This window comes from Bradyrhizobium guangdongense, assembly GCF_004114975.1.
GTDB classification, from domain to species: domain Bacteria; phylum Pseudomonadota; class Alphaproteobacteria; order Rhizobiales; family Xanthobacteraceae; genus Bradyrhizobium; species Bradyrhizobium guangdongense.
Genome location: NZ_CP030051.1, coordinates 477217 through 504176, shown reverse-complemented (window position 1 = coordinate 504176; position 26960 = coordinate 477217). Strand labels below are relative to the sequence as shown.

The following is a 26960-nucleotide window of genomic DNA, read 5'->3' as shown; positions in this document are numbered from 1 at the left end:
CACCACGCCGGCAGGAGGACGCCCTTGATCAGACCGACACGCCCCGCACCCCGCGCTGCGATTGCCACCGCTCTCGTCACGTCTCTTGCCCTTCTCTCCGGAGTCCATGCCGGCATGGCTGAAACCTTCGCCTATGTCGGCAATGCCGACTCCAACGACATCAGCGTGTTCAAGATGGCCGAGAACGGCGAGATGAATGCGGTGCAGACGGCGCCCTTCACCGGCGTCGAAAAGCCGGGCGCCTCGACGCCGCTCGCGATCACACCGGACCATCGCGTGCTGATCGCCGGCGTCCGCTCGCAGCCGTTCCTCGCGGTGAGCTTTGCCATCGATCCCAAGACAGGCCTCCTCAGCCACATCGGCAACGGGCCGCTCGCCGACAGCATGGCCAACATCGCAACCGACCGCACCGGGAAAGTGCTGTTCAGCGCCTCCTATGGCGGCAACAAGGTCGCGTCGAATCCACTGGAAGCGAACGGCGTCGTCGGCGAGCCGAAGCAGGTGATTCCGACCGGGCTCAACGCGCACGCCTTCCTGCCCTCGCCCGACAATCGCTTCGTGTTCGCGACCAATCTCGGCTCCGACCAGGTCCTGAGCTTTGCATTCGAGGCCGCGGCCGGCTCGCTGACGCCGAGCGATCCGCCTGTCATCAAGGTGCCGGAGAAATCCGGGCCGCGGCACTTCGTGTTCCACCCGGACGGCAAGTTCGTCTATCTCATCCACGAGCTGAACGGCGACGTCGCGGCGTTCAGCTATGAGGCCAAGAGCGGGGCCTGGAGCGAAATCCAGCGCACCACCGCGCTGCCAGAGGGCTTCAACGGCAAACCTTGGGCGGCCGACATCCACATCACCCCGGACGGTCGCTTCCTCTACGCTTCCGAGCGCACCACCAATACCCTCACCGCCTACAAGGTCGATGCGTCAAGCGGCAAGCTGACCACGATCGGCAGCGTGCCGACCGAGAAGCAGCCGCGCGGCTTCAATATCGACCCGACCGGCCGCTATCTCGCCGCCGTCGGCGAGCTGTCCAACGGCATGACCGTCTATGCCATCGACCAGACCAGCGGCGCGCTCAGCAAGCTGAAAGCCTACGCCACCGGAAAGAAGCCGAACTGGGTGGAATTCTTGACCCTGCCCTGAGGGCCGGGGCGGCCGACCTAAGTAAACATCCGGAATTTCGCGAGGTCCTCCCTAGCGTCATATCGTCGCTATGGACCGTCATATTGTCTTCAAGTGCCCCCAGACAGGCCTGAACGTGCAGCATCGGCTTGGCGACGAGCCCGCCGATCGGACGCACGTGCCTGTCTCCTGTCCGGCCTGTATGCGCCTGCACCTGATTGATCGCTCCAGCGGCAAGCTGATGGGCGATCGCCGGGCCTGAGAGGCCGGCTACGGCTTTGATGTGACCTGCGCGGTGACGTCTTCGACGTGATGCAGCAGGTAGACCAAATGGCCCGCGGTATCGTGGATCGGCGAGTTGATCGGCTGCCAATGGCGCTCGACGAAGGCGCCATTGGGGTCCCGGATGTCGTAGCGCTGAATATTCATGGCATGGGCGCGCCCCGTCTCGCCCACCGTTTTCAAGCTGCCGTAGAGGTTGCTGACCCCATCGGCGAGCGGATCGTCGGGATTGTCGGGAAAGATCTCGAACAGCGACCGGCCGACCACCTCGGACCGGCTGATGAAGGTCGCCGCCGCATAGGCGTCATTGATGTCGACGATCGCCAGGCCCGGTCCCGGGTCCAGCAGCATGTAGGGGTGCGGCGAGTTGTCGAATTCCGGCTGGAATTGCTGCCGGATGGCTTCGGCATCGGTCTGCTGGCGCCGGCGCTGCTCGAAGGGCGACGTATCGGCACCTGAGGCAGCCGAGTTCAGCAGCGCCAATTGCCGCTTCGCCGATGCCAGCAGGGCGCGGACGGTCTGCTGAACCGTCGGGTCAGCCGTTTCACTGAGCAGCCGCTCGAAGTGAACGATGTTCTGCTCGCAAACGAACCGTTGCATCCCGCCTCAACCATGAGCTGCGCGGCCGCGGCGCCGCGTGACGTCTGATGGTAGCTCCATACAACTGGTTCCAGCGGATGAGAAGACCGTGATAGCCGCAACCGTCGCCGCTTCGAGGCCGGCCGGCCCCGCGTGCAGGCCGCGAACCAGATTTCCATTCCCGCGACTAATCAAGGACTTGCAACGACAGCCGGCGGCGGCGCAGCGTCCTGTCTTGGGACGACGCCGCCATAGTCCGCACGGCTGCCATCTGCTATCGATTGGAGGCATATCCCCCGTGGAATTTCCGATGCGTCATTTGCCCCGTGCCGTGGTCCGAAGCCTGTGTCCCGTAGCCGTCGCCGGAGTGCTGGTCCTCGGCCAGTGCCCCGCCACGGCCGCCGATGACGACGCCCCCAAGGGCCCGGCGGTCACGGTGCTGAAGGCGGCAAAGTCCTGCTTCTCCGACATCGTCGAAGCCACCGGCACGATCATCGCCCGCGAGGAGACCTCGGTGCGACCCGAGCGGCCCGGACTGAAGGTGACGGACGTGCTCGCCGAGGCCGGCGATACCACGACGGCCGGTCAGGTGCTGGCGCGGCTGGCGCTGCCTGAAGGCGGCACGCTCCAGATCACCGCTCCCGTCGCCGGCGTCATCGCCACCTCGACCGCGCAGATCGGCAATCTCGCCTCGGCCAAGGGCGAGGCGTTGTTCACGATCGTTGCGCGCAGCGAATATGATCTGGTCGGCCTGGTCGCCACCAACGATGTCAGGAAGCTCGCGGTCAACCAGCCCGTCACCGTGCGTATCGCCGGCGCCGGCGATATCGACGGCAAGGTGCGCCGCATCGGTCCGACCGTCGAGCCGAACATCCAGCAGGGCATGGTCTATATCGGCATCTCGCCGCAGAAGCCGCTGCTGCTGAATGCGAGCGGACGCGCGCTGATCAAGACCGGGCAGAGCTGCAATGTCGCGGTGCCGCTGACAGCGGTGCAATACTCATCCGCCGGCACCGTGGTGCAGGTGATCCGCCGCAACCGCGTCGAGACCAAGCGCGTCGAGATCGGGCTGATGTCGGGCGGCAATATCGAGGTCCGCGACGGCGTCAACGAAGGCGATATCGTCGTCGCCCGCGCCGGCGCGCTGCTCCGCGAAGGCGATCCCGTGCGCCCGGTGATGGCGAGCGCGGAAGCGGCGAAGTAGATTCGCTACACCCGTCATTGCGAGCGCAGCGAAGCAATCCAGCGTCTTTCCGCGGAGGGAGTCTGGATTGCTTCGCTGCACTCGCAATGACGATGAGGAAGCAGTCGTGCCTCTAGCCGCCGGCCTGGTCGAACTGCACGTCCTCAAGCAGCGAGGACGACACGGTCGGGACCTGATCGCCTTCGCTGGCGCGGGAGATGGCGATGCGGGTCTTGTTGAAGATGCTTTCGGCGCTGCTGCCCTGCGCATTCAGATTGTTGAGGAGCTCGCTGACCAGCGTCGAGTGCTCGCCCTTGCCGTCGTCGACGACCTTGCCGGGGGAAGCGGAGGAGAGGATCAGCGCGTTGTCGGGCGTGCCGATCGGCGCGAGACCATGGCTGTAGGAGCGAAAGCGGCGCTCGTAAGGGTTACGGCGGGACGCATCGACCACGACGAGCTTGGCCTTGGCGCCCTGCTGCTTCATCATGTCGAGCACGCCCTCGATCGAGACGCCCTGGCGGCGGACGTCGCTTTCCTTCCAGATCACGGCATCGACCGGCAGCATGTAGCTCTCGCGGCCGGCCTGCACGCCGTAGCCGCCGAAGAACAGCATGACCGTGGTGTCGTGCGTGATGCGGGACTTCAGGCGGTTGACGGCGCGGACCATGTCGTCCTTGCTGGCGTCTTCCACCATGTCGACGTCAAAACCGTTCTTGCGCAAGCTGGAGGACAGCGCGCGGGCGTCGTTGATCGACTGCGTCAGCGGCGCGCTGGCGTCGGGATAATGACCATTGCCGATCACGAGCGCCAGGCGGGAGGTCTGGCCGACCGGGCCGGCGACCTGGTCGGTCGGAACGGCCTTGGCGGCGTCGAGCACGCGCATGTTGAGGGCAGCATGGGCGCCGATCGCCAGCGACACCGTGCCGATGAGGGCCGCGGCGAGCGCTATCGAGCGCTTGGAAATGTCGAGCTGCCTAAAATTCATCTCGCTTCATTCCTGTCGGTGCCAAAGACCTGCCAAGCGCGCGCACACTGCTTGAGTAGCGCGATGGCGTCTTTAGGTTTGAGGGATTGGCCGGGGGAGTGCCCCCGAATTGCGCGCAATTTGCGGCGCCGCACCAAATAAAGACTTAACCGGATATAGGCTCGCGGGCAATAGATTGCCAAGAATTCATTTAACCCATTGATCGTGCAGTATATTTTATGAGCCGAATTTCTCCGTTTTCCACGTCCCCGTAGCCTTCCGGGGGCGGATTTTGCAGGCCTCGTTGCGGGTTTTTACGTGATGCCGGTCACATTTGTTTTTCCTGCGAATCCGGGTAGCTTTTTCAACGACTTGCGGAGGATGGGTCGCCGACTTGGCGCCGACTTGGCCTCCGCGAAAGTCCCCCGCGACCAGGTATTTCATGAGCTTTCATTATTTCGCAGGTGCCGCGTGCCGGGCGCTGATGGCCCGGAAAGACGGCCCCTCCCTTTATGACGTCTGCGATCCCGTATTGTCGGGTCAGGCCAGCGGCGATCCGCATCTGGCCAAATTCTACAAGACCGCGCTCGGCAATCCCGCGCTGCGGGTGCTGCTGCGCCGTGCCGGCCTGCCCGAACTACGTGACGAGGCGAAGCTGGCCCGGCTGCGCGAAGCACTGGTCCGCGCCCGCGACGATGCCGAGCCCGACTGGGCCGCGGTCGGCCGGCCCGTGGCCGAGCTGGTCGACAGCATCGCGCTCGATCATCCCAAACCGCCCCCGGCCGCGTTCGTCGGCACGATGCCGGCACCGGCGCAGATCGACGGCGTGATCCGCGATTGCGCGCAGCATCTGCTGGGCTCGTACCGCAAGAACGGCTTTCTGCCGACCTATGCCGCCTTCAACCTGATCGGCGATCCCGATTTCCGCGGGCGCGAGCTGATCATGGCGCTCACCGGGCTGAACGCGCGCGGCTACAAGAATTCGTCGCTGCTGTTCAACCTCGCGCGCGTCTTCATCGCGCGCTCGCCCGCGCGCGCCGTGGTCGATCCGCCCTGGCGCGGGATCGCCGAGCCGATGTGGGAGCCGGTGCAGATTCGGCACCGCTCGGCCTATTACGATGCGTTCTTCATCGAGGCATTGCTCAGCTATGTCGAGACGGGGCTGGCATCGCCTGCGGACAAGACGGCAGCGGAGCGTGCGATCGCCGACATGGTCGATTTCTGCATCAATATCAGCCGCGAAGAGGTCGAGGGCGATGGCGGCCAACGCTTCAACGTCATCACCGCGCTTGCGCCGGCGCCGCATCCGCGCTTCTCGCGCTATTTCGCGCAGATCAAGCAGGACCTCGGCTTCGGCATCTACGTCCCGGACTGCGACACCACGGCGTGCTCGATCTCAGCGGCGACGCAGGCCGGCTGCCTTGATCCGATCATCGACCAGCCGCTGCTGGATTTCTATGCGGGCTACCAGGTGCATGCCGGCGTCAACGAACCGCGCGTGACGGTGCCCCTCAACGACAACATCGACTACGAGGGCGGCGTCGCCACCTGGATCGACAATCTCGCCGGCGAGCGCCCCTATGGCAACGATCTCGATCCGACGCTCAATTTCGACATTCTCGAGGTGAGCTTTCGCAACCTGGCACGCTGGAAGATTCTGGAGACGCCAGCCCGGCTCGCGACCGTGCACCGGATCGTCGGCTTCCAGAAGCGGCTGGCGGCAAGCGGCGCCTTCGCCAATCCGCGCTCGCACATCTATTATCTGCCGGAACTCTACAGCGCCTATTTCGGCCGATGTTATGCGGCCTTCCTGGCGCTGCCGCTGGCCGCGCAGGCCGCGATCGATCCCGACGGCGATTTCGATTTCATCCGCCACCGCGTGCTCTCCTACGTCAAGGGCGAGCTGATCGCCGCCGAGATGAACGTGTTCGACGCCGCGCTGGCGCTGATCGCGCTCGGCCATCTCGGCGCCGACCCGCGGGCCTTTGCACCCGCGCTGAACGTGATCGTCGATGCCATCGGCGAAGGCGGTCGTCGCGGCCCGTTCCGCGCCTATGAATGGAACAAGATGAAGACGCCGACGCGGATCCTGGTCGGCGGCCCCGAGGTGACATCGGCCTTCGTGCTGATGGGACTGGCGGTGGCGCGGCGGGTGATGGCGCGGGGGTGAGGTCGTGCCCCGGGCACGATCTCGTAATGACGGGAAGTTGAAACCCGTTCTGTTCAGCATATGCTGGCCTGATAGCCCAAAGCCGACCACAATTGCGCGGCTTATCGAGATTTTCCTGAACACCCCGGACCGGCATGTTGCGAAAGATCCTGATTGCGCTGTCTTTGCTGACTGTCCCGTCGCTGGCGCAGGCGGCCGACATCACCGGCACCGCGAAAGTCCGTGACGGCGATTCCGTCCTGATCGGCAGTACGCGAATCCGCCTCGGCGGCATCGACGCGCCGTCGGTCGACCAGCTCTGCCTCAACACCAAGGGCGAACGCTGGACTTGCGGCGTGGCGGCACGCGACGAGCTCGCCAAACATACCGATGGCAAGAGCTGGACCTGCCATGCCCGCTCGATCGACCGACGCGGCCGCACCGTAGCGCGCTGCGAGGTCGGCGGTGAGGACATCCAGAAGTGGTTGGTTGGCAACGGCTGGGCGCTGGCCTACGCCCGCATGTCCCACGATTACGATGCGGACGAGAAGGCCGCACGTGACGCCAAGGTCGGGATGTGGCAGGGCGCCTTCATCGCCCCCTGGGACTGGCGCGTGCGCAACAAGAAGACCGCGATCCTGGGCGCCGCCAAGCCGCCGGAAGGCGCGCATGCGGTGCTGCTGGCCTCGGCCTCGGGCCCGGTCGCGCCGTCGCCGGACTGCACCATCAAGGGCAACGTCAACAGCGCCGGTGAATGCATCTATCATCAGCCGACCAGCCGCTGGTATGCGCAAATCAAGATGAAGATCAGCAAGGGCACCCGCTGGTTCTGCTCGGTCGAGGAGGCGGAAGCCGCCGGCTGCCGCGAGACCAAACGATAACCCAGACCTGCGTTTTGAGCGCTTTTCCGAAGCGCCAGTGCCGCGTAAAAGCGTTGTTTCAGCGACCCACCATCCTGTTCTCAAGCAACAAGGACCGACAGCAATGACCGTTCGCGCGGGCCGGGAGTTTCTGGCCATCCCCGGGCCCACCACGATGCCCGACGCGGTGCTGCAGGCGATGCATCGTCCGGCGATCGACATCTACTCCAAGGAGATGCTCGACCTGACCGAAAGCCTGCTCCGCGACATCTCTGGTCTGTTCGCGACCAAGGGCAAGTCGTACATCTACATCGCGAACGGTCACGGCGCCTGGGAAGCTGCCTTGAGCAACGTCTTGTCGCGCGGCGACAAGGTGTTGGTGCTGGAGAGCGGACGGTTCGCGATCGGCTGGGGCAATGCCGCCGCGCTGATGGGCGCCGAGGTCGAGGTGCTCAAGGGCGACTGGCGCCGCGCGGTGCGGCCGCACGAGGTCGAGGAACGGCTGCGCCGCGACACCGAGCACAAGATCAAGGCCGTCGTCGTCGTCCAGGTCGACACGGCCTCGGGCGTGCAGAACGACATCGAGGCGATCGGCAAGGCGATCAAGGCGGCCGGCCATCCTGCGCTGTACATGGTCGACACCGTCGCTTCGCTCGGCTGCATGCCGTTCGAGATGGACAAATGGGGCGTCGACGTCGCGATGTCCGGCTCGCAGAAGGGCCTGATGACGCCGCCCGGCCTCGGTTTCGTCGCGGCCAATGCGCGCGCGCTGGAAGTGCACAAGAAGGCGAACATGTCGACGCCCTATTGGAGCTGGAGCGAGCGCGAGGGCACCGAGAACTACCGCAAATATGCAGGCACCGCGCCGGTGCATCTGTTGTTCGCCTTGCGCAAGGCGATCGACATGCTGCACGAGGAAGGGCTGGAGAACGCCTTCCGTCGTCACAGCCTGCTCGGCGAAGCCACACGTCGCGCGGTCGGCGCATGGACGGAAGGCCAGGTGCTCGGCTTCAACGTTGCGGAAGCGAGCGAGCGTTCCAACACCGTGACCACGGTGACGATGGCGAGCGGCCACGACCCGGCGGTGCTGCAACGCTATTGCAAGGAGAAATGCGGCGTCGTGCTCGGCACCGGCATCGGCGATCTCTCCGGGCAAGCCTTCCGCATCGCCCATATGGGTCATGTCAATGCCCCGATGCTGCTCGGGACGCTGGGCGTGATCGAGGTCGGCCTCAACGCGCTGAAGATCCCGCACGGCAAGGGCGGGCTCGAGGCGGCGGTGGCTTATCTCGGCGAAGAGGTGGCGGCGTAAAGCGCCCGTTACAAACTCCGACGGCGTCCCAGACTACTGAGGCACACGATACGCCTCGACCTGCGCCTTCAGATCGTCGAGCGATGCTGTCGGATTGCGGGCGTCGACCCGATATTCCCCGCTCGCGAGCCACTGCAGCACCTTCGCATCCACCACCGGTGAATGGTGGATGACGTCGCCGTAATTGCTCAAGTCGTGCGTCACCGCCTTGATCGCGCGAAAATCGTGCAGGCGCACGTTGGGAAGCTGCGTCAGACGCTGCGCAATATGCGCGGTGAGGTCAGTCACGATCTTCAGCGTCTCCGGCGAGGCATCGCGCATCGCGACGAATTGCAGGATCGAATAAGGCGGGAAGTAGATGTCGAACGTCACGTCCGGATGACGCGCGGCGAGGCCGAAGGCATCCTGCTCGAAATGCCGGACCATGGCCATATAACCATAGCCTTCGCCGAGAAAGCGGCTGCGCGAGGGCGCGGTGATGTAAGCAAACGAAGCTAGCGCCTTGTTCGCGTTATAGTCGCGCGCGACGTCGTAATCCTGCGGCAGCGCGTAGATGTCGTCGACATCTGCCAGCGCGAACTTGACAGGCAGATAAGGCGCCGCCCGGCTCAGCGGCTCCCGCAGCGGCGGGATCGACCGCACCAGCGTGAACGCGGACTCCTTCGCCATCGCCGCGCTGAACAGATAGGACGCGATGCCCTTGGCCGTCCGGCGATAGAGATCGACAGGCAAGTAAGGATCGGCCTCGATGTCGGCGGCGTCGACGAAGACGAAGTCGTCCATCTCCCAGATCACGCGCCGTGCGCCGCGGTCGATCGCCTGCTCCAGCACAAAGCTCTGCTGGCGCGAATTGGAGCCCGTCATGGCCAGCTTGAGCGAATGCACGCCGAGCACGCGATCGATGTCGCTCTGGCGGAAGTGAATGGCGAGCGATGTACCCATGAAGGCGGTGTCGAACGACTGGCTCCGGATCAGTCCGGCGTTCTGCACGCGCGTGTCGTCGGAATAAAACGCCCTCGGCGAAGACCGAAACAGCTGCAGGGGATCCACGACATAGACGAGCGCGGCAGCACCTAGTACGCACGCGATGCTCGCGAGGAGAAGGCGCCTGAGATATGTGAACGCCCCGCGCATCAGAACCGGAAATAGATGAATTCGCTGTGGCTCTGGATGCCCAGAATGCCGAAGGCCAGCGCCAGCGATGCGCCATAGAGGACCAGCGGCCGCATGCGTCCTGCGAGGAAAGCCTCGCCGACCCGGCGGCCACCATGATCGTAACCCATGATGGTTTGCGTGTTCGGCACCAGCCACACCAAGCCGGCATAGAGTGCGACCAGCACCAGAGCCGCGGTCTCTTCGCGGCCGAAGACGATGTTGGAGGGATCGAACATGGCATGGAGAACGCGCAACGCCGATTCGACGCTCGCGGCGCGGAAGAACACCCAGGCGACGACGACGGCGAGGAACGTCAGCACGGTGCCGGCGATGCGGCCCGGGATTGCAAAAGCCGTCGGGATGTTCGGCACGAGCGCATTGAAAGCGTGGTTGACGCAGAGATAGGCGCCATGCAGCGCGCCCCACACGACAAAGGTCCAAGCCGCGCCGTGCCAAAGCCCGCCGAGCAGCATCGTGATCATCAGGTTGACATAGCGCAGCACGCGACCACGCCTGTTGCCACCGAGCGGGATGTAGAGATAGTCGCGCAGGAATTGCGACAGGGTCATGTGCCAGCGGCGCCAGAAGTCGACGATGCTGGTGGCCTTGTAGGGCGAGTTGAAATTCACCGGCAGGAAAATGCCGAACATCAGCGATATGCCGATCGCCATGTCGGAGTAACCCGAGAAATCGAAATAGAGCTGGAACGTGTAAGCCAGCGCGCCCAGCCAGGCCTGGTCGAAGCTCGGCGAGCGGGCCTCGAAGGCAAGCGTCACCAGCGGCTGGATACCATCGGCGAGACAGGTCTTCTTGAACAGTCCGATGGCGAAAATGATGACGCCGCACAGGATCAGGCGCGCATCGGGTAGCTTGGTTTCATTCCGCTCGAATTGCGGAATCATGTCCTTGTGGTGAAGGATCGGCCCCGCGATCAGGTGCGGGAAATACGTCACGAACAGCGCGTAGTGCGGCAGCGCATAGGCCGCGACCTGCCCGCGATACGCATCGACCAGGAACGCAATCTGCGTGAACGTGTAGAAAGAGATCCCAACCGGTAGCAGGATGTGGACCGCGAAATGCGTGCCGGCCAGTACATTGATGTTTTCGGTGACGAAGCCGGCGTACTTGAAAATGCCGAGTACGACGAGATCGCCAGTGACGCCAAGCGCGAGCGCGGCCCTCCGTTGCGATGGGCCAAGCTTCGCCACGATCAGAAGATGACCGATGCCGTAGTTGAAAGCGATCGAGAGCAGCAACAGGGCCACGAACTGCCAGCTGCCGACGGCGTAGAAGGTGAGCGAGGCGAGCGCCAGCCAGATCACCGGGGCAAGATTGCCGCGCTTCCCCAGCCAGAAATAGCCGGCCAGCACGGCCGGCAGGAACAGCAGGATGAACGGATAGGAATTGAAGAGCATCAGGCTGGACCAGCGGCGGCGATATGGCCCCTAAAGCACACCGACGCCCGGCCAACAACCCGGTGACGCGCAGCGGCCGCTGGCAATTCGCGGAATCGGGACGATATAAGGTGGAATACGCAGCTGAATGAGGATCGAGTGACCCAGGCCAAGACACCTTCCCAGCCCCCCGTTGCGCCGCGCCGGCCGCATTCTTTCACCCGGCACGGCATCACCGTGACCGACGACTATGCCTGGCTGAAGGACGCGAAATGGCAGGAGGTACTGCGTAACCCTGCGGTGCTGGACCCTGATATCCGCAAATACCTGGACGAGGAGAACGCCTATACCGAGAGCCTGCTCGGCCACACCGCAAGCTTGCAAAAGACGCTGGTGCGCGAGATGCGCGGACGCATCAAGGAAGACGATTCCAGCGTGCCGTCGCCGGACGGTCGGTTCGCCTATTTCCGCAAGTTCCGCGAAGGCGGCCAGCACGAATTGTTCGGCCGCATGCCGCGCGAGGGCGGCGAGGCTCACATCGTGCTCGACGGCGACGCGCTCGCCAAGGACCACACATATTTCAAGTTCGGCGGCAGCCGGCACTCGGACGACCACGAGCTGCAGGCCTGGAGCGCCGACACCAAGGGCTCCGAATATTTCTCCATCCGCGTGCGCGACTGGGCGACGGGCCAGGACCTCGACGACATCGTCGAGGAAACCGACGGCGGCGTGGTCTGGAGCAAGGACGGCAAAAGCTTCTTCTATGTGAAGCTCGACGACAACCATCGCCCGATGCAGGTGTGGCGGCACAGGCTCGGCACCAAGCAGGCCGACGATGCACTCGTCTATGAAGAGCAGGATTCCGGCTGGTTCACCCATCTGCATGAGAGCACCAGCGGCCGCTTCTGCGTGATCGCCGGCGGCGACCACGAGACGTCGGAGCAGCGGCTGATCGATCTCGCCAACCCCGAGACGCCGCCGCGGCTCGTCGCCGCCCGCGAGGAAGGCGTGCAATATTCGCTAGCCGACCGCGGCGACGAGCTGTTCATCCTCACCAACGCCGACGACGCCATCGACTTCAAGATCGTCACCGCGCCGCTCGGCGCCCCCGAGCGCAAGAACTGGCGCGACCTGATTCCCTATCGCCCCGGCATCTACATCATCGACCTCGATCTCTATGCTGGCCATCTGGTGCGGCTGGAGCGCGCCAATGCGCTGCCTGCGATCGTGATCCGCGACCTGGCGACCAACGAAGAACATGCCATCGCGTTCGACGAGGCCGCCTATTCGCTGGATACGATGGGCTCCTACGAATTCGACACGACGAATTTGCGCTTTGCCTATTCGTCAATGACGACGCCATCGGAAGTCTATGACTACGACATGGTGAAGCGCACGCGCACGCTGCGCAAGCGCCAGGAGATCCCGTCCGGGCACGATGCCGCAGACTACGTCACCACCCGCATCATGGCCAAGGCAGATGATGGCGCCGAGGTGCCGGTCTCGATCCTTTATCGGCGCGGCCTCAAGCTCGACGGCGCGGCGCCGCTGCTGCTGTACGGCTACGGCTCCTACGGCATGGCAATGCCGGCCTCGTTCAACGCCAACCGCCTGTCGCTGGTCGATCGCGGCTTCGTCTACGCCATCGCCCATATCCGCGGCGGTGCCGACAAGGGCTGGGGCTGGTATCTCGACGGCAAGCGCGAAAAGAAGACCAACTCGTTCGACGATTTCGCCACCAGCGCCCGCGCGCTTGTCGACGCGAAGTACACCAGCGCCAAACGCATCGTCGGCGATGGCGGCTCGGCCGGCGGCATGCTGATGGGCGCGGTGGCCAACCGCGCCGGCGAATTGTTCGCCGGCATTGTCGCCGAAGTGCCGTTCGTCGACGTGCTCAACACCATGCTCGACGACACGCTGCCGCTGACGCCGCCGGAATGGCCGGAATGGGGCAACCCGATCGAGAGCGAGAAGGACTTCCGCACCATCCTGTCCTACTCGCCCTACGACAATGTCGCGGCAAAGGATTATCCCGCGATCCTGGCGATGGGCGGTTTGACCGATCCGCGCGTCACCTATTGGGAGCCTGCCAAATGGATCGCTCGCCTGCGCGCAACCATGACCGGCGGCGGTCCTGTTCTGCTGCGCACCAACATGGGTGCCGGCCATGGCGGAGCCTCGGGGCGCTTCGACCGGCTCGACGAAATCGCGATCGTCTACGCATTCGCGCTGTGGGCGACGGGGATGGCGAAGGCGTGATTGTGTAGCCCGGGATCCGCCTTACCGCCCGTTCTTCTTCCGCCACGCCGCGAAGTCGGTGAGCGTCTGCGGATCCGTCGCGGGATAGAGACCGAAGATGCCGCGGCCGTTGCCGACTTCCTCGGTGACGAAGTCCTCGAACGCGGTCATTTCGAACGTCTCGTTCGCGATCTCGTCGGTGAGATGCGCGGGGATCACGATGACGCCGTCGGCATCCCCCAGGATGACGTCGCCGGGAAACACCGGCGCCTCGCCGCAGCCGATCGGAACATTGATCTCGATCGCCTGATGCAGCGTCAGATTGGTCGGCGCCGACGGGCGATGGTGATAGGCGGGGATGCCGAGCTTGGCGATCTCCGCGGAATCGCGAAAGCCGCCATCGGTGACGACGCCGGCAACGCCGCGCTTCATCAACCGCGTCACCAGGATCGCGCCGGCCGAAGCCGCGCGCGCGTCCTTGCGGCTGTCCATCACCAGCACGGCGCCGGGCGGACAGTCTTCGACCGCCTTGCGCTGCGGATGGGAGCGGTCCCTGAACACGTCGATGGTGTTGAGGTCCTCGCGCGCCGGCATGTAGCGCAGCGTGAAGGCCTCGCCAACCATGGTCGGCTTGTCCGGGCCGACCGGATGCACATCCTGGATCATCTGGATGCGCAGGCCGCGCTTGAACAGCGCCGTGGCGACGGTCGCGGTGGAGACGGATTTGAGCTTGTTACGGGTAGCTTCGGAAAGCTTTGACATGTGCGTCCCTTAGTAAATCGACGGCTCGCCGATCGGCGCGCCGAAACCGGTCTCGAGGAAGTCGAAGTCGCAGCCGTCATTGGCCTGCTTGATGTGCTTGGTGAACATCCAGCCATAGCCGCGCTCGAAGCGGCGCTCGGGCTGTTTCCAGGCCGCGCGGCGCCTGGCGAGCTCGGCTTCCGAGACATCGAGGTTGATGGTGCGGGCGGCGACATCAAGCGTGATGCGATCGCCGTTCTGCACCAGGGCCAGCGGACCGCCGATATAGGACTCCGGCGAAACATGCAGGATGCAGGCGCCGTAGCTGGTGCCGCTCATGCGTGCATCGGAAATGCGCACCATGTCGCGCACGCCCTGCTTCACGAGTTTTGTGGGGATCGGCAGCATGCCCCATTCCGGCATGCCCGGCCCGCCTTGCGGCCCCGCATTGCGCAGGATGAGGATGTGGTCCTCGGTGACATCGAGATCGGGATCGTCGACCGCCTTCTTCATGGAGGGATAGTCGTCGAACACCAGCGCCGGGCCAGTGTGCTTGAGGAAGCGCGGCGCGCAAGCGCTCGGCTTGATGACACAGCCGTCGGGCGCGAGATTGCCCTTCAGCACAGCGAGCGCGCCTTCCTTGTAGATGGGATTGTCGACCGAGCGGATCACGTCCGCATTGTGCACCTCGGCACCGTCGATGTTCTCGCCCAGCGTCTTGCCTGTGACCGTGATGCAGTCGAGATGCAGATGCTCCTTGATCTCTCCCATCAATGCCGGCAGGCCGCCGGCATAGAAGAAGTCCTCCATCAGATAGGTATCGCCGCTCGGGCGGACATTGGCGATCACGGGGACCTTGCGGCTCGCGACCTCGAAATCGTCGAGCCCGATATCCTGGCCGGCGCGGCGGGCCTGCGCGATGAGATGGATGATCGCATTGGTCGAGCAGCCCATCGCCATCGCCACCGCGATCGCATTCTCGAACGCCTTGCGGGTCTGGATCGTCTTCGGCGTCAGATCCTCCCACACCATCTCGACGATGCGGCGGCCGCATTCCGAGGCCATGCGGATGTGGTTGGCGTCGGCGGCCGGAATCGAGGAGGCGCCCGGCAGCGTCATGCCGATCGATTCCGCGATCGCGGTCATGGTCGAGGCCGTGCCCATGGTCATGCAAGTGCCGTAGCTGCGGGCGATGCCGGCTTCGATGTCTAGCCAGTCCTTGTCGGAGATCTTTCCGGCGCGACGCTCGTCCCAATATTTCCAGCCGTCAGAGCCGGAGCCGAGCGTCTTGCCCTTCCAATTGCCCCGCAGCATGGGGCCGGCCGGCAGATAGATCGCCGGGATGTTCATCGAGGTGGCCCCTAACAGCAGCGCCGGCGTGGTCTTGTCGCAGCCGCCCATCAGCACGACCCCGTCGACGGGATGGCTGCGCAGCAATTCCTCCACGTCCATCGCCAGCAGATTGCGATAGAGCATGGTGGTCGGCTTGAGCAGCGATTCGGAGAGCGACAGTGCCGGCAATTCCAGCGGCAGGCCGCCGGCCATCAGGACGCCGCGCTTGACGTCGTCGACGCGCGACTTGAAATGCATGTGGCAGGGCTGGGCGTCCGACCAGGTATTGAGGATCGCGACAACAGGGCGGTCCTTCCACTCTTCCGGGGCGTAACCCATCTGCATGGCGCGTGAGCGGTGGCCGAACGAGCGAAGATCGTCGGGCGCGAACCAGCGCGCGCTGCGGAGCTGGTCGGCTGTTTTCTTCCTGGTTTTGGTCATTGTCCTTTGTCCGTCGGGAGCCCGCCGTGCTCTTCCCACAGCCAGTCCGCTTCTCGCAAGGCATCGGTAGCGGGGTGGACTTCCGGTATGCATGCAGGCGTGTATACCTCGGGGTGCAGCGCAATATCGGGTGGCTCCGGCCAGGCCAATCCCTAAGTGCTTGCAGCGCGCCCGTAATCCGCGCAACAATTTCATATTTAGAGCTTTGATTTGGGTCGCTGGGAGCATCCCATCCGGCCCGGAGGTTTTAGCGTGGCCAACATCCTGATCGTGGATGACGACCCGGCCGTTCAGTTGACAATCCGGCTGCTTTTGGAGCGGGCCGGCCACCACGTGACGGTCGCCGGCGACGGCCGCAAGGGGCTCGCTCAGTTCGAAGCCAACTCGTTCGACCTGCTGTTCCTCGACATCTTCATGCCCGGCATGGACGGACTGGAGACAATGCGCCATGTCCGGGCGCTGCAACCGGGGATCCCGATCGTCGTCATTTCCGGTCGCTCGATCACACCCGACGCCTATGCCGAACCGGACTTCCTCAAGATGGCGACCAAGCTCGGCGCGGTCGCGAGCCTGCAGAAGCCATTCCGGGCCGATGCGTTGCTGGCGGCGGTCGACGGTTGCCTGAAGGCCGTCGAGTCGGAGGGCTCCGATGTCAATGCCAGCCGCCGATGATGGCAGCGGCTCCTCCGCTCGGGGCCGGCACGGGCGCGATGGTGCAGGGAGCCCAGCGAATGCCCCCGTGAAGCCCGGAACAACGCTCGCGACCCGACTTGCCATCGCCATGACCCTGCTCGTGGCGGTCACCGTCGCTGCAGTCGGTTGGCTGGGCTATCGCAACACCACGCAGGCGGTCATCCCGCGCGTTCTGGAGCGGGTCGGCGCCCAGTCACGGCTGCTGGCGGCCAATCTTGAATCTTACGTGGCTGGAGTGCGGGGCGACCTGATCGGCTATCGCGCCGCGGCGGCCATCAACGGCCTGATCCGAGCCCACGGCAGCGGTGGGATCGACCCTTCCGACGGCGTCTCGGAGCAGACCTGGCGCGATCGTATCGCGGCGCGGCTCGCGGCCGAGATCGACGCCAAGCCCATTTATGGGCAGTTTCGGATCATAGGGCTTGGTGACGATCAGCGCGAGCTGGTCCGGGTCGATCGCTCCGGACCGAACGGAGCAGCACGGATCGTTCCTGAGAGCGAACTGGAGAGCAAGAGCGACCGGGCCTACTTCCAGGAAACGATCCGGCTCGGGCCCGGCGAAATTTATGTCTCGCCGATCGAGCCTGCCACCCGCCAGGGAGGGACCACGGCCCAGCACGTTCCGACGCTGCGCGTCGCGATGCCGCTGTTCGCAGCCGACGGCAAGCCCTTCGGCATCATCGTCGCCAATATCGACATGCGACCGGCGCTCGACAGCATTCGCTCCACCGGGACCTCCGGAGGAGAGCTTTACGTCGTGAATTCGCGGGGGGAATATCTCGTCCATCCCGATCGCGCGCGGGAATTCGGTGCGCCACATGATGGCGCCAATGACTGGCGCAAGGACTTTCCATATTTCGCCGCCTTGACCGGCACGCTGGATGCATCCACGCGGCTCATGACCGATGAATCGGGCCGGCCGAGCGGCGCCGCGATCGCGCCGGCGCTGCTCGTGGGCAAGGATTGGGTCGCCATCATCGAGACGATTCCGGCGCCTGTGTTCGGTCTCGTGCCCGCGGCCATTCAAAAGACGTCCGTGCTCGTCGGTGTGCTTGCCGTCCTCGCCGCAGCCTCGCTCGCCGTGCTGCTGGCGCGCTCATTGACGAGCCCGATCACGCGCCTGACCATGGCGGTGGCGGCGATCGGCGACGGACAGCCGGCCGACATTCCGGTCGATGCAAGCGGCGAGACCGGTGCGCTGGCGCGGGCCTTTGCCCGGATGGTCGAAGAAACGCGTGCGAAAGCGGCCGCTCTCGAACGCGAGGTCCAGGAGCATCGCCGCACTGAGGCCGCACGAAGCCATCATGCCGCGCGCGAGCTGTTGTTCAGCGCCGCCGTCGAATCGTCCGACGATTCGATCGTGATGCAGTCCCTCGACGCCGTCATTATCGGCTGGAATCCTGCAGCCGAGCGCCTCTATGGATATCAGGCGAATGAAGCGATCGGGAAATCCACCGCGATCATCGTCCCACCGGACCGCCGCGAGCAGGGCAAGGACTATCTGGCGCGGATCTCCCGCGGCGAACCGATCGAACGCTTCGAGACGGTCCGGCTCCGCAAGGACGGCACGCTGGTCGACATCTCGCTCAGCCTGTCGCCGATCAGGGGGCCGTCGGGCGAGATCATCGGCGTGTCCGGCTCCGCGCGCAGCCTGACCGAAGGGCGCCGCGCGGAGCGTGCGCTTCAGCAGCAACTCGAGGAGCGCCGGCAGCTTTTTGAAACCTCGCAGGATCTGATTATGATCATGAACTCGCGCGGGGAGATCGTGCAGATCAGTCCGAGCAGCGAGACCATCCTCGGCTACAGGCCGGACGAGATGATCGGACACAGCGGCGTCGAATTCATTCATCCCTCTCATCTCGAACACTCCCGCGAGGAAATGCGCGAGCTCAAGCGCGGCGGGCATCCCAAGCTTGCCGACACGCGCTGCCTCCACAAGGACGGCCGCGAGGTCTGGCTCTCCTGGCTCGGCAGCTGGTCGGATCAGGTCAAGCGCTACTTCTTCGTCGGGCGCGACATGACCGAGGCGAGATTGGCCGCCGTGTCCTTGCGCGACAGCGAGCAGCTTGCGCGCAACATCGTCGAGACCGCCCTCGACGCCTTCGTCCAGACAGACCAGGTCGGTACCATCCTGATCTGGAACTCGCAGGCCGAGAAGCTCTTCGGCTGGCCGCGTGAAGAGGCCATCGGCAGGAATGCACTGAATCTCTTTATTGCCCCCAGCGAACGGGAAGGGGCCTTGGCCAGAGTCCAGCTCTTTCTTGAATCCGGGGAACAAACGCTACCCAGCCCCCGGCGCGAACTCCTTGTGCGGCGGCGCGACGGCAAGGAATTCACGGCCGAGTTGAGCGCCACGGCGCTCCGGCAGCGCGAAGGCGTGTTTTTGAATTCGTTCTACCGCGACCTCACCGACAAGATCGCTTCGGAGGAGCGCATCCGTCACGCCGAGAAGATGGAGGCGGTGGGCCAGCTGACCGGCGGCGTGGCGCACGATTTCAACAATATCCTCACCGTCATCACCGGGACGATCGAGATTCTGGCCGATGCGGTGGCCAAGGATCCGGGGCTCGCGGCGATCACGAAGATGATCGACGAGGCAGCCGGTCGCGGCGCCGAGCTCACGCAGCATCTGCTCGCCTTTGCGCGCAAGCAGCCGCTCCAGCCGCGCGAGGTCGACATCAACTCGCTGATCGTCGACACCGCAAAGCTGTTGCGGCCGACACTGGGCGAGCAGATCCAGATCGAATCCGTGTTCGAGGACGAGAGCTGCGTCGCAGTCGTCGATCCCAACCAGCTCACCACGGCCATCCTCAACCTCGCGCTCAACGCGCGCGACGCGATGCCCGATGGCGGCAAGCTGATCCTGGAGACCGGCGCCGCCTATCTCGACGAGGTCTATGCCAGCGCAAACGATGTCGCGCCCGGACATTACGTGCTGATCGCAGTGAGCGACACCGGCACCGGCATTCCGGCCCATATGCTGGCGCGCGTGTTCGATCCGTTCTTCACCTCGAAAGGGCCGGGCAAAGGCACCGGGCTGGGACTCTCGATGGTCTACGGCTTCATCAAGCAGTCCGCGGGCCACATCAAGATTTACAGTGAGGAAGGCCACGGCACGACGATCAAGATGTACCTGCCGCCCGGCAAGAGCCCTGCGGTCGCCGGCGAAGGCGCCCTGCCGGCGTCGATCGAGGGCGGACACGAGACGATCCTGGTGGTCGAGGACGACCGCCTGGTGCGCGAATATGTGCTCGCGCAGCTGCATTCACTCGGCTACGTCACCCTGCAGGCGGCCAACGCCGCGGAGGCGCTGGCGATCGTCGCCGCCGGACAACCGTTCGACCTGTTGTTCACCGATGTGATCATGCCCGGCAAGATGAACGGACGTCAGCTCGCCGACGAGGTGCTGAAGACGCGTCCCGATCTCCGGGTGGTCTACACGTCCGGCTATACCGAGAACGCAATCATCCACCACGGCCGGCTGGATTCAGGCGTGCTGCTGCTGCCGAAGCCCTATCGCAAATCGGATCTCGCCCGCATCATCCGCAAGGCGCTGAGCACTTGAAGTGCCTCTTGTGTCCGGACGCTGCAGCGTGCAACGCTGCTGCGCAGAGCCGGAACCTGGGATTGCGAGATGTGAAATTGGAGAGTTGGGCCCCGGCTCTGCAGCGCATCACTGCGTGACGCGCTGCGTCCGAGGCAAGAGACCATTTACGACGCGCGCTGGGCCGCCGTCATCACGATGCGGATCAGGTCGGCAGCATTGCGGGCGCCGAGCTTCTTCATGATGTTGGCGCGGTGGTCCTCGATGGTGCGCGGGCTGATGCCGAGCGTGCGGCCGGCCTCCTTGTTGGAGGCACCGGCAGCGAACTGTTCGAGGACCTCGCGCTCCCGGCGGGTCAGCGGCTCGCGGCCGGGGAAATGCAGCGAGCCGAATTTCGGCGACGCGTTCTCCGCCTGCCTGCGTGCATAAGCGCCGATCGCCTCATCCAGCCGGCCGACGATCTCGCTGCCGCGGAACGGCTTCTCGATGAAGTCGAGCGCGCCGCTCTTGATGGCGCCCACCGCCATCGCGATGTCACCCTGGCCGGAGATCATGAAGATCGGGGCCGGATAATCCTCGCCGTGCAGCTCCTTCAGAATGTCGAGGCCCGACTTTCCCGGAATGTGCACGTCGAGCAGGATCGCCGCCGGTGTGCGGCTTCGGGCCACGGAGAGCAGCGCCGCACCGTCCGCAAAACAGATCACCTCATAGCCCGCCGCCTTCAACACCATCGACAGGGTGTCGCGAACAGCAGGGTCGTCATCGACCACGAAGATCTCACCACGGGAGCTTTGTTCGACCATGTGCCACGTCCATTCGCCAAGCCGTGTCGGCATTGAAGGACTCGCGTCCGCGCCTGAAGTTTCGGCTTTCGGCGCAGATTCGGCCCACCCGCATTTGTACGGGACATGAACTTAACGCACAAGTAGCGCTGAGGTGCCTAATTGCGGGAGACGGAGAATATCCATGCTAAATTACGCAGCCACACCCCCGCTCGCCGCGATGGCCGAAACGGACAGCCGTCAGTTGATCGCAGCCGAACTTCGCTCCCTGATCGCGCGCATCGAGATCAGCATGCGTCTGATCGACGCTGCGATGGAGCCCGAGGACGACAGCGCTATCGTGAGCGCCAACCTGGGTTCCACCGAGATTGTCGTGCTCGATGACGTCACGCCGCGTTATGCGACCGCGAGCGCCGCCCTCAATGCCTGCCGGGCGGAGCTCGCCCGGGCCCTCCAGAAGCTGTCGGAATCCGGCAATTCAGCGTAGGTCGCGATCGGCGCGGCTGATTGACCGCAGCCGATGACATGGCAGCGCCGCGCCTTTAGGCCCGGTGCCGCGCCACGATCGCGTCGGTGGCGACGCCGCCCCAGGTGTGGATGGTCGGCAGTCCCATCGCGGTCTTGCCGAGATTGGCGAGGCTGATGCGCAGCGCCGCCAGATCCAGCGGCTTCGGCAGGCTCTGAAGCTCGATGCCGACGGAGCGGGCGTAGCTGCGGGCGGCACTTCGGCGCTTGCCGTCCATGCCGCTGATCACGATCACCGAGCCCGAGAATTTCGCCGCGGCCATCTCACGCAGCACGTCGGTGCCATCGCCATCCTCCAGCACGAGATCGAGCGTCACGCAGTCGAAGCGCCCGGCGCGCAGCTTTTCGATCGCCTCCGCAACGGAGGGCGCAACGGCGACTTCGTGGCCGGCCTGCTTGGCGGCCACCGTGATCAGGCTGCGCTGGGTGGCGTCGTCATCGACCACGAGGAGCTGAAGCGCGCGCCGCTCGGCGGCATCGGGCAGATTCGAACGGATGGGGGAGAGAGAGCTTCTTGGCATGGCCGGACCCTGAAATTGCGACCAGCGATTGGTACATGGTCCGCGCTTAGGCCGCGTAAAGCCGGGTCCGCCAATTCGTTCGGATGTTTTCAGAAAATGTGAAGCAATGCGTCGGCAACGGGCCGCACGGGAGCGCGGCGATCACGCCACCGCATCATGACCGCTGGCTGCGCCACGCTTCTTGCGGTTCTTGCCGCGCAGGAACTGGATATCCATCTCGGCGCCATTGACGCGCACCAGCTCGCAGCGGCGGTAGGCAAGGCCGGTGGACGACAGCAGCAGGAAGAACTCCTTCAGGTTCAACCCCTGGATCGAACCTTCCACGGTGAGGATGGCGTCGGTGTCGGAAATCGCATTGAGCGTGCAGTCGCGCCGCCACGTTCCGTCGATGGCCATGATGCAGACATCATAGCCCCGGCTGAATGTGACGCGCTCTGCACCCTTGCCATCCTCGGCCATGTCTATCGTCCTGCCATCGCCATGCGCGGCGCCGCAGTTTCAGCGGCGGGCTTGGCCAATGCTGCACGCGGATCGTTCGGCTTGTAGAGGCCGCGGCGATCCGCAATTGGCTTGAACGTGTCGGTCAGTCCGACCACGGTCTCCGCCGCGCCGAGCACCAGGAAGCCGTCGGGCTCGATCTGGCGAGCCAGGCGGTTGAAGATGTTGATCTTGGTCTCCTGATCGAAATAGATCAGCACGTTGCGGCAGAAGATGACGTCGAACGTTCCGAGATGGGAGAAATCCTGCAGCAGGTTGAGCTGCCGGTGCTGGACCATCGCCCGCAGTTCGGGATTGATCTGCCAGGTTTCGCCGTTCGGCTTGAAGTATTTCACCAGGTGCTGAATCGGCAGCCCGCGCTGCACCTCGAACTGGCTGTAGACGCCGGACTTGGCCTTCTCCAGCACTTCCTGCGAAAGGTCGGTCGCGATGATCTCGACCCGCCAGCCGGTCAGCGCCGCGCCCATCTCCTTCAAGGTCATCGCCAGCGAATAGGGCTCCTGTCCGGTCGAGCCTGCGGCGCACCAGATCCGCACGCTGCGTTTGGCAGCACGAGCCTTGAGGATCTCAGGCATGATGGTATCGCGGAAATGATCAAACGGGACCTTGTCACGGAAGAAGAAGGTCTCGTTCGTGGTCATGGCTTCGACGACACTGGTGATCAGCGCACTCGAACCGCTTTGCAGCTTCTGCACGAGCTCGGGAATGCCGGCGAGCCCAGCCTTGCGTGCCAGCGGCAGCAGGCGGCTTTCGATCAGATATTGCTTGTCGGCGGACAGGTCGAGACCGGAGCGCTCTTTCAGCAACTTACGCAGGTACTCGTAGTCGGGCGCGTTCACAGGATACCTCTTGACGCTACTGACAGGTGTATTTTCAGGCAGCTGTTTCTTCGCGCTCGACCAGCCCGACTTCCTGAAATTTCGCCATCACGATGTCCTTGTCGAACGGCTTCATGATATATTCGTTGGCCCCGCCGCCCATCGCCTTGGTAATGTGGTCGATGCCGGTCTCTGTGGTGCAGAACACCACCTTGGGCTCGTCGCCACCGGGCATGCGGCGCAGCGTGCCCAGAAACTGGAAGCCGTCCATGACGGGCATATTCCAGTCCAGCAGGATCGCTTCCGGCATGGCCTTCTTGCAATGGACCAGCGCCTCGACGCCGTCTTCCGCTTCGATGACTTGAAAGCCCAGCGATTCGACGATGCGGCGCGCGACCTTGCGAACGATGCTGGAATCGTCAACCACCAAACACGTCTTCATTTTGCTCTCCGGCATTGAATGTCTTTTGTTTCCGTTCAGGCAGCCATTTGCACTTCGTTCTTGAGCTCGAGGACGCGATCGACGTCGAGGACGACCATGAGCTGTCCGTCGAGGCGGTGGACGCCGCCGGCGAGCTTTGCCATGCGGGGGTCGAGGTTGACGGGGTTGTCCTCCTTGCTGTCCTCGGGCAGGCGCAGCACCTCGCCGATCTGGTCGATCAGGAGGCCGTAGGATTCGCCGCGCAGGTCGACGCCGACCGCCATCGGGGTCTTGCCATCCTCGTCCCTGGGCAGGCCGAGACGGGCGCGCATGTCGACCACGGTGACGATGCGGCCGCGCAGGTTCAGGACGCCCGAGATCTCGCGCGAGGCCAGGGGAACGCGGGTGACGCGCTCGGGCATGAACACGTCCTGGACGCGGGAGATCGGCAGGCCGAACAGCTGGCCGCCGATCATCGCGGTGACGTATTCGACCATGGCGCCTTCGGTGGATTGGGTCTTCTTGTTGCTCATCTCAGGTCTCTCCTCAGGCTGCCGCGCGGCTCAGCTCGGAGGCGCCGGCGGCGCCCGCGGTCTGCTCCTTCAGGGCCGCGATCAGACCGGGACGGTCGAACTTGGCGACGTAGTCGTGGAAGCCGGCCTGACGGCCGCGCTCGATCGCCGCCGGCGACACCAGCGCCGAGAGGCCGATGATCGGCATCGAGCCCAGATTGCTGTCCGAGCGGATGGTTTCGGCGAACTCGAACCCGTTCATGTCGGGCATCTCGATGTCGGTCAGCACCACGTCGAAGTTCTGCGCGCGCAGGGCGGCGAGGCCCTCCTGCGCGGTCGGCGCGGTGCGGACGCGATAGCCGGCCGCTTTCAGCACCGGGGCCAGCATGTTGCGGAAGAAGGCCGAGTCGTCGACCAGCAGCACCGACTGCGAGTGCATCGACGGCTTCATCTCCTTGCGGGTGAACCAGTCGGCGAACGCCATCGGCAGGAAGTGGCCGACGTCGATCACTTCGGTGGCCTGGCCCTTGATCACGGCCGAGCCGAGGATGCCGGAAGCCGAGCCGCCGACCTCGATGTTGAGGCGCTCCTCGACGATGTCGATGATCTCGTCGACGACGAGGCCCATGGAGCGGCCGTCGTCGGCGAACACCAGGATCGGCTGGGCGCCCTGGCTGGCGATGGTGACGCCTTCCATGGCGACCAGCGGCATCAGCTGCTCGCGGTACTGCACCATGTAGCGGCCGTTCGAGAACTCGATCTTGTCGGCCGGGAGCTCTTCCAGGCGCGTGACGAGGCCGAGCGGGACTGCCTTGGGCTGGGCCGAGCCGGCGCGGAACACCAAGAGCGAGGTGGTCTGCTCGCCCGAGCCGATGTGGTGCGCGGCATTGTCGTCGGCCATGTCATGGGCCGAGGAGCCGGCGGCGCCGAGCGCTTTGGCAATGCCGTTGGGGTCGATGATCATGATCACGGCGCCGTCGCCCAGGATGGTGTTGCCGGAGAACATGTCGATGTGACGGAGCTTGGTCGACATCGGCTTGACCACGATTTCCTCGGTGTGGAACACGCCGTCGACGACGATGCCGAAGGTCTGGCTGCCGACCTGCGTCACCACGATGAAGCCGTTCTCGGGATCGGATGCCGCGCCGTCGTCGATCTTGAGCAGCTTCTTCAGATGGATCAACGGCAGCAGCTTGTTGCGCAACCGAAGCACCGCGGTATCCTTGATGCGCTCGATGCGGTGCTCGGAGTTGGCACGGGCACGGACCAGCTCGATCACCGAGAGCTGGGGAATCGCGAAGCGGTCACCGGCAGCTTCCACGATCAGCGCCGAGACGATCGCCAGCGTCAGCGGGATCTTGATGGTGACGGAGGAGCCCTCGCCGGCCACTGACTTGATGTCGATGGTGCCGCCGATCTGGTCGATATTGGTGCGGACCACGTCCATGCCGACGCCGCGGCCGGAGACCGAGGTGATGGCAGCCGCGGTCGAGAAGCCCGGCGCGAAGATGAACTTGTGGATCTGGGCTTCGCTCATCTTCTCGAGCTCGGCCTCGGTGACGAGACCGCTCGAGATCGCCTTGGCCTTGATCTTCTCGGTGTTGAGGCCTCTGCCGTTGTCGGCGATGCAGATGATGATGTGGCCGCCCTCGTGATAGGCGGACAGGCGGATGGTGCCCTGCTCGCCCTTGCCGCTAGCTAAGCGCTCGGCGGGGGTCTCCAGGCCGTGATCGGCGGAGTTGCGCACCATGTGGGTGAGCGGGTCCTTGATCAGGTCGAGCACCTGGCGGTCGAGCTCGGTGTCGGCGCCGTGCATCTCCAGTTCGATCTGCTTGCCGAGTTCGCTCGACAGATCGCGGACGATGCGGGGCAGCTTCTGCCAGGCATTGCCGATCGGCTGCATGCGCGTCTTCATGACGCCTTCCTGCAGCTCGGCGGTGACGTTGGAGAGGCGCTGCAGCGGCACCTTGAACTCGGTGTCCTCGTTGCGCCTCGAGATCTCCAGCAGCTGGTTGCGGGTCAGCACCAGCTCGGAGACCATGGTCATCAGGTGCTCCAGCGTATCCACGTTGACGCGGATCGACTGGTTGGCGATGCTGGCGCCTTCACCGGCCCCTTCGTCGGCCATCGACTTCTTCGGCGCGGCCTTCTCCTTGGGCGCCTTTGTCGATTCCTTGGCGACTTCCTTGCTGGCTTCCTTCGGCGCTTCAGCCGCCGGCGCGGGCTCGGCCTTCACTTCGGCTTGGGCGACGGGCGCGGGCGCCTCGATCGCGGTCTCGCGGAAGGCGCGCTCGAGCTCGTCGAGCGAGACTTCGCCCGGACGCAACGGACGCTCCAGCGTCTGCTCGATCAGCGTCCCCGTGGTCATCTCCTTGGCGGGAGCTGCAGGTGCGGCAACAGGCGCTTCCGGCACCAGCGGCGGCGCTTCGGCAATGGGAGCAGCACTCCCTGCGGCCATGGCCGCCATGCCCTGCTCGACCATCGCTTCCAGCTTGTCGATGAGATCGCGGTCGTTGCCCTCCGGCTCGGCTTCGGTCGCCTCGAGCCCAGCCAATATCTCCTTGATGCGGTCGATCGAGGACAGGATCACCGTCACGGCCTGGCCGGTCACCGGCATGCCGTCGCGGAATTTGCCCATCAACGTCTCGCCGGCATGCGCCAGCGCTTCGAGCCGCGGCAACCCGAGGAAGCCGCACGTCCCCTTGATGGTGTGGACCAGGCGGAAGATGTTATCCAGGATCTTGGCGTTGTTCGGCTCCTGCTCGAACTTCACCAGCTGATTGTCAACGGTGTCCAGGCTCTCGCTGGTCTCCGTCAGAAACTCCCGCAACAGATCATCCATGAGCTACGCCTTACTGAGCTGGACCTCGGTGCCTGCGCCGCCTTTGGATCGGCGG

General features: G+C 64.6%; 22 protein-coding genes. 9 read left to right on the top strand and 13 right to left on the bottom strand.

What is annotated here, in order from left to right; genetic code table 11:
- Positions 1–60 precede the first annotated feature (60 nt).
- Positions 61–1140: a lactonase family protein gene (locus X265_RS02390; protein ID WP_244659391.1), complete on the top strand. Its 1080-nt coding sequence runs from the start codon at positions 61–63 to the stop codon at positions 1138–1140.
- Between the two features lie 249 nt (positions 1141–1389).
- On the opposite strand, the gene X265_RS02385 is transcribed toward X265_RS02390, so the two are convergent.
- Positions 1390–2001, bottom strand: coding sequence for a PAS domain-containing protein (locus X265_RS02385; protein ID WP_128963466.1), 612 nt, complete (start codon positions 1999–2001; stop codon positions 1390–1392).
- Between the two features lie 289 nt (positions 2002–2290).
- Between X265_RS02385 and X265_RS02380 the strand changes: the two genes are divergently transcribed.
- Entirely contained in the window at positions 2291–3184 is an 894-nt protein-coding gene (locus tag X265_RS02380) for an efflux RND transporter periplasmic adaptor subunit (protein WP_164938386.1), read from the top strand.
- A gap of 112 nt (positions 3185–3296) precedes the next feature.
- Here X265_RS02380 and X265_RS02375 read toward each other — a convergent pair whose 3' ends face one another.
- On the bottom strand, positions 3297–4148 hold the full coding sequence (locus tag X265_RS02375; RefSeq protein ID WP_128963464.1) for a caspase family protein: 852 nt from the start codon (positions 4146–4148) through the stop codon (positions 3297–3299).
- Between the two features lie 421 nt (positions 4149–4569).
- Between X265_RS02375 and X265_RS02370 the strand changes: the two genes are divergently transcribed.
- From X265_RS02370 to X265_RS02360, 3 genes are all read left to right on the top strand, one after another.
- The gene (locus tag X265_RS02370; protein ID WP_128963463.1) at positions 4570–6297 is read left to right on the top strand and encodes a hypothetical protein; all 1728 of its coding nucleotides are present in this window, start codon (positions 4570–4572) and stop codon (positions 6295–6297) included.
- A gap of 134 nt (positions 6298–6431) precedes the next feature.
- Positions 6432–7157 (top strand): thermonuclease family protein, encoded by a 726-nt coding sequence (locus X265_RS02365; protein ID WP_128963462.1) that lies wholly within the window; start codon positions 6432–6434, stop codon positions 7155–7157.
- Positions 7158–7260: 103 nt separating this feature from the next.
- Entirely contained in the window at positions 7261–8448 is a 1188-nt protein-coding gene (locus tag X265_RS02360) for a pyridoxal-phosphate-dependent aminotransferase family protein (protein ID WP_128963461.1), read from the top strand.
- A 33-nt stretch (positions 8449–8481) separates the two neighbouring features.
- On the opposite strand, the gene X265_RS02355 is transcribed toward X265_RS02360, so the two are convergent.
- Both X265_RS02355 and X265_RS02350 read right to left on the bottom strand, forming a co-directional pair.
- On the bottom strand, positions 8482–9582 hold the full coding sequence (locus X265_RS02355) for a hypothetical protein (protein WP_128963460.1): 1101 nt from the start codon (positions 9580–9582) through the stop codon (positions 8482–8484).
- Positions 9582–11018 carry an MBOAT family O-acyltransferase gene (locus X265_RS02350; protein ID WP_128963459.1) on the bottom strand — a complete coding sequence of 479 codons (1437 nt, stop codon included), beginning with the start codon at positions 11016–11018 and terminating at the stop codon, positions 9582–9584. Before X265_RS02350 ends, X265_RS02355 begins: the two co-directional genes overlap by 1 nt.
- A 138-nt stretch (positions 11019–11156) precedes the next feature.
- On the opposite strand from X265_RS02350, the gene X265_RS02345 reads away from it, so the two are divergent.
- Positions 11157–13256 carry a S9 family peptidase gene (locus X265_RS02345; protein WP_128963458.1) on the top strand — a complete coding sequence of 700 codons (2100 nt, stop codon included), beginning with the start codon at positions 11157–11159 and terminating at the stop codon, positions 13254–13256.
- A gap of 21 nt (positions 13257–13277) precedes the next feature.
- Here X265_RS02345 and X265_RS02340 read toward each other — a convergent pair whose 3' ends face one another.
- Together X265_RS02340 and araD are read right to left on the bottom strand one after the other, a co-directional pair.
- Complete coding sequence (locus X265_RS02340) at positions 13278–13997, bottom strand: ribonuclease activity regulator RraA (RefSeq protein WP_128963457.1); 720 nt, start codon at positions 13995–13997, stop codon at positions 13278–13280.
- Between the two features lie 9 nt (positions 13998–14006).
- Positions 14007–15749: an L-arabinonate dehydratase gene (araD, locus tag X265_RS02335; protein WP_128963456.1), complete on the bottom strand. Its 1743-nt coding sequence runs from the start codon at positions 15747–15749 to the stop codon at positions 14007–14009.
- 252 nt (positions 15750–16001) lie between these two features.
- Between araD and X265_RS02330 the strand changes: the two genes are divergently transcribed.
- The gene (locus X265_RS02330; protein WP_128963455.1) at positions 16002–16421 is read left to right on the top strand and encodes a response regulator; all 420 of its coding nucleotides are present in this window, start codon (positions 16002–16004) and stop codon (positions 16419–16421) included.
- Positions 16399–20007 (top strand): PAS domain S-box protein, encoded by a 3609-nt coding sequence (locus X265_RS02325; protein ID WP_128963454.1) that lies wholly within the window; start codon positions 16399–16401, stop codon positions 20005–20007. The genes X265_RS02330 and X265_RS02325 overlap by 23 nt, the downstream gene beginning before the upstream one ends.
- A gap of 146 nt (positions 20008–20153) precedes the next feature.
- Here X265_RS02325 and X265_RS02320 read toward each other — a convergent pair whose 3' ends face one another.
- Positions 20154–20789 (bottom strand): response regulator transcription factor, encoded by a 636-nt coding sequence (locus X265_RS02320; protein WP_128969109.1) that lies wholly within the window; start codon positions 20787–20789, stop codon positions 20154–20156.
- 163 nt (positions 20790–20952) lie between these two features.
- Here X265_RS02320 and X265_RS02315 point away from each other — a divergent pair, with 163 nt between their 5' ends.
- Positions 20953–21255, top strand: a complete 303-nt coding sequence (locus X265_RS02315; RefSeq protein ID WP_128963453.1) for a hypothetical protein — start codon at positions 20953–20955, stop codon at positions 21253–21255.
- 55 nt (positions 21256–21310) lie between these two features.
- Here X265_RS02315 and X265_RS02310 read toward each other — a convergent pair whose 3' ends face one another.
- From X265_RS02310 to X265_RS02285, 6 genes are all read right to left on the bottom strand, one after another.
- Positions 21311–21814, bottom strand: a complete 504-nt coding sequence (locus X265_RS02310; protein WP_128963452.1) for a response regulator — start codon at positions 21812–21814, stop codon at positions 21311–21313.
- A gap of 141 nt (positions 21815–21955) precedes the next feature.
- Positions 21956–22273 carry a PilZ domain-containing protein gene (locus X265_RS02305; protein ID WP_128963451.1) on the bottom strand — a complete coding sequence of 106 codons (318 nt, stop codon included), beginning with the start codon at positions 22271–22273 and terminating at the stop codon, positions 21956–21958.
- A 2-nt stretch (positions 22274–22275) separates the two neighbouring features.
- Positions 22276–23151: a CheR family methyltransferase gene (locus X265_RS02300; RefSeq protein ID WP_128963450.1), complete on the bottom strand. Its 876-nt coding sequence runs from the start codon at positions 23149–23151 to the stop codon at positions 22276–22278.
- Positions 23152–23185: 34 nt separating this feature from the next.
- Positions 23186–23572, bottom strand: coding sequence for a response regulator (locus tag X265_RS02295; RefSeq protein ID WP_128963449.1), 387 nt, complete (start codon positions 23570–23572; stop codon positions 23186–23188).
- A 35-nt stretch (positions 23573–23607) separates the two neighbouring features.
- The gene (locus X265_RS02290; protein WP_128963448.1) at positions 23608–24084 is read right to left on the bottom strand and encodes a chemotaxis protein CheW; all 477 of its coding nucleotides are present in this window, start codon (positions 24082–24084) and stop codon (positions 23608–23610) included.
- 13 nt (positions 24085–24097) lie between these two features.
- Entirely contained in the window at positions 24098–26905 is a 2808-nt protein-coding gene (locus X265_RS02285; protein ID WP_128963447.1) for a hybrid sensor histidine kinase/response regulator, read from the bottom strand.
- Positions 26906–26960: the final 55 nt, after the last annotated feature.